Origin of the sequence: Rhizobium bangladeshense (genome assembly GCF_001662075.1) — a bacterium.
Lineage (GTDB): Bacteria > Pseudomonadota > Alphaproteobacteria > Rhizobiales > Rhizobiaceae > Rhizobium > Rhizobium bangladeshense_B.
Window position 1 is genome coordinate 1 of sequence record NZ_LYPL01000050.1, and the last position, 3,268, is coordinate 3,268.

2 protein-coding genes and 1 pseudogene are annotated in these 3,268 nt (G+C 51.5%); 1 reads left to right on the top strand and 2 read right to left on the bottom strand.

The features are described from left to right. Window positions 1–1,708: hypothetical protein (locus tag A7X77_RS33660; protein WP_197486921.1), on the top strand; the 1,708-nt coding region annotated here is incomplete at its 5' end. Window positions 1,709–1,887: 179 nt separating this feature from the next. On the opposite strand, the gene A7X77_RS31110 is transcribed toward A7X77_RS33660, so the two are convergent. Next, window positions 1,888–2,562: a hypothetical protein gene (locus A7X77_RS31110; RefSeq protein ID WP_064686625.1), complete on the bottom strand. Its 675-nt coding sequence runs from the start codon at window positions 2,560–2,562 to the stop codon at window positions 1,888–1,890. A 356-nt stretch (window positions 2,563–2,918) separates the two neighbouring features. Next, window positions 2,919–3,268, bottom strand: a pseudogene (locus A7X77_RS31115) (PQQ-binding-like beta-propeller repeat protein); the annotation flags it as partial.

Genomic DNA, 3,268 nt, shown 5'->3' on the forward strand with positions numbered 1-3,268 from the left:
TGCGCAAGAGACCGTCTTCGCACCTGAAGAGTCTGTTTATTCAATTGTCAACGGAAACGACTCTGCGGAGGGTATGGCGACCCTTATAAACGCGGAAAGGGGAATATTCCTGACGGCCAGCCATGTCGTATCGAACGCAAATACCATGTTTATTCGCCGCGGGAATATAAAGGTGAAATTCAAGGTGCTTCTTCGAGGTAACAACATTGCCAGAGCGGTTGAAGACTGGGCGCTGATACAGGCGGATCCAAACGACTGGAAGCCGTATAACATCCGTCAACCCTTAAATTTGATTTATGACCTACCGAATGCCGCGGATCTGACTAATGGGGTGATACTCTCGGCACCAAACAAATCATCCAATTTCGCGGCCTCGCAGTGGGCTGAAGGGCAGGACGGCGTCCAACCATGCACCGTGGATTCAGTCATCCTTGCGCAGACAGCGAAATATGACAAAGGTTTCAGCGGTGCGGCCGTTTATGTAAGGGCCGCAAAGCGGGGTGTATTCGCCATTACAAGCCGTTTTCAAACAGACGGCACCCCTGCCGACAGTGAGACGATACAGCTATTCGCAAAGGTTTCAAAAGCGATTCAGGAGGAGAGAGGAGACGACTCACCTATAGACTTCGACGTGCTTCGTGACCTTCTGAAGGACCACATCTTCGTTAAAATGGTGCCGGTGAAGTGCATAATCGATCAAATTATCGCACAAGACACATTGAGAACAAGAATGTTTGAAACTGAGGAATCGGCTCAGGTAGAAGCGATCGAGACGGCGATTACTAATTACATGCCGGAGAGCGTTGCCGACAAGGATCGTTTGGCAAAGGTTCTTGAAATAATGAACGCTATTGGTCGGCTCGATAATTTCTCGGTGGTCAATGCACTCCAAGTGCTCGACACATTTGTACGCACTTTCAAAAACAGTAAGAAGACGATGGATGAGGTGAAATTCCTACTCTTTGCAAGCATCACCCAAAAGTCTCAGACAATTTATGCCTACAATCTGCCGGCTGCATACATACGCGCTAGTACAGTTGAAACTGGTGAGGCACTGCCGGTGCTAGTGTCAAATATAGTTCCCTCCACGAGCGGCATGCCCGCTGAGGCGAGCGGTGTCGTTAAGGATTTCGTTGATCGAAATGCTTCCTGGAAGCTTGATACTACAGCGACACACGTCAACTTTGACACTGCTTCGCTTCCAAGTACCGACTTAAGGCCGGAAGAAAATCTAGCTGTCGGTACAGCAATCAGTAAAATCTTAAGCGACAATAAGCTTAAGGAGATAATGACGCCAGAAACCAAAGCGTTGGTGCAAGGGTCAGCAGTCATATACTTGGCAAACGGTCTAAATAACGCGCCGCTGTTGGATGAAAGCAAAGTTCTGGCAACAAGTGACGACGCTACATTGAATGCGATGGCGACGCTTGGCCAAGTGCTGGTTGATGCTGAGGGCGTGAAGGTGGCGGACGTTTTCGATCCGACTCGAAATGTAACCATCGGTGAACGGCTCATTTCCAGCAAGTATGGCCAGATCGCAGAGAGACAACTGTATCGAATGCTTACAGAGGGCGGTGCGGCGGTAGAAATGACTCCAGATGCCCGACTGAGCGGTAGCCAGTTCCAGCTTCCTCAAATGCAGTTCCACCAGATTCCGCAGATTCAGCTTCCGGCCGTTGGTGGTTCGGAAATACCAGCAGTCCGTTAGCAGGTCGCGCGCGGTTGCCATATGCATAAACACGGTCAACTCATGAAGATAGATAATTTTGACCTTTCCGCGAGTCCTCGGCCGACCTTCCAAGCTCGATCCCCCCACATTGTCCCGAGTGGCGTCAGTTCTTATCTGAGTTTTCCAATTAGGATGCGCTGAACACTCGCATGACAACGCTACTGAACAAGTGTACCGGAAGCCCCAAAGACTGCGTTGGTTACGGTTGCGGTTTTCGCGTCCTTCGGTTTAATCCGTCCGCCGATCACACCGCCAATTGAACCGCTTGCACCAAAGCCACGTTTAGACCACGTCTCGACCTCTTTACCAACAGCTGTGCCATCAACAACCAGATAGGGCCTATTTCGGGGAAGTACATCGTCGTAGCAGCTACCCGTCCCGCGCTTAACATTTTCCAACACATATTGCGCCGAGATATACTGCGTGCCGGTGCTTGCCTTATAGGTAGTGTACCCATTAACCTTTATGCTGTCGTAGCTCGGACCAATCGAATGCCCTAAGACTTCAAGTTCGACATCATCGAGCCTGGGTGTGTCTTCGATTCGATCGGTGCTGTCGCGGACTACCTGTTCTTGAAGAATTTTGAGTTTACTTTGCTCCGCAATATCATCGCCGCAAATCTCTTGAAATTGACCAGCACGAACATTGTAAATATGGCCCGGTTTCAGTTCTGTAGGAGACAGCAAGGCGACTTGGTACGCCTTAACACCGGGCAGCGCATGTTGTGCGGCTGTTTTGCTAATGAAAACACTTTTCGGAACTAAAATTTGGTCCTTAACACAAGATGCAAGTGAGGCACTTGCGATACTCAATGCAATAATAGATCTGATCATCACATTTCCCCGGCTTAAAACCTGAGGTAGTTGGCGTGATTCTTAAGTACTCGTCAATCTATATCATGTTGTCGCGCGGCAGAATGTGAAAGATCTCTGGGTGATATTGTGACGAATCGTGACGCCAGCTTTCTCCGAGACCATAAGAAAGCCCGTTCCGTTAATTCACTCCTCCTGAGCCCAGATAGCGATCGAAGGCGGAGTGCTATTTGGTCTGAGACTGGGCGCGGATTACGCGAAGCGGAACCAAATCCCGTCCTCTAGAGCATGTCGCGTTTTACCGGATTCGGGATTCCCTTGACGTTGCCTACATGGAGGTTGCGCATCTTCTTCTTGAAGGAGAAAGGATTTTCCCATCACGGTAGCGTATAGGCGATCACGTAATCGCCGGGCTTCGTGCCGACAGAGCCGTGGCCGCCGGCGACCATGACGACATATTGCTTGTTGTCGTCGGTGGTATAGGTCATCGGCGTCGCCTGGCCGCCGGCGGGAAGCCGCGCCTCCCAGAGCTGCCGGCCGTTCGTCACGTCGTAGGCGCGCAGGTAGTTATCGACCGCTGCCCCCAGGAAGGCGATGCCGCCCTTGGTCAGCATCGGCCCGCCGATGCCGGGCACGCCGACCTTGAAGGGCAGGGGCAGCGGGGTCATGTCGTGCACGGTGCCGTTCTTGTGCATATAGGCTATCTTGCCGGTGCGCAGGTCGACGC

Coding starts and splice junctions, on each gene's coding strand:
- A7X77_RS31110 (WP_064686625.1), bottom strand. CDS start 2,562: ATGATCAGATCTATTATTGCATTGAGTATCGCAAGTGCCTCACTTGCA.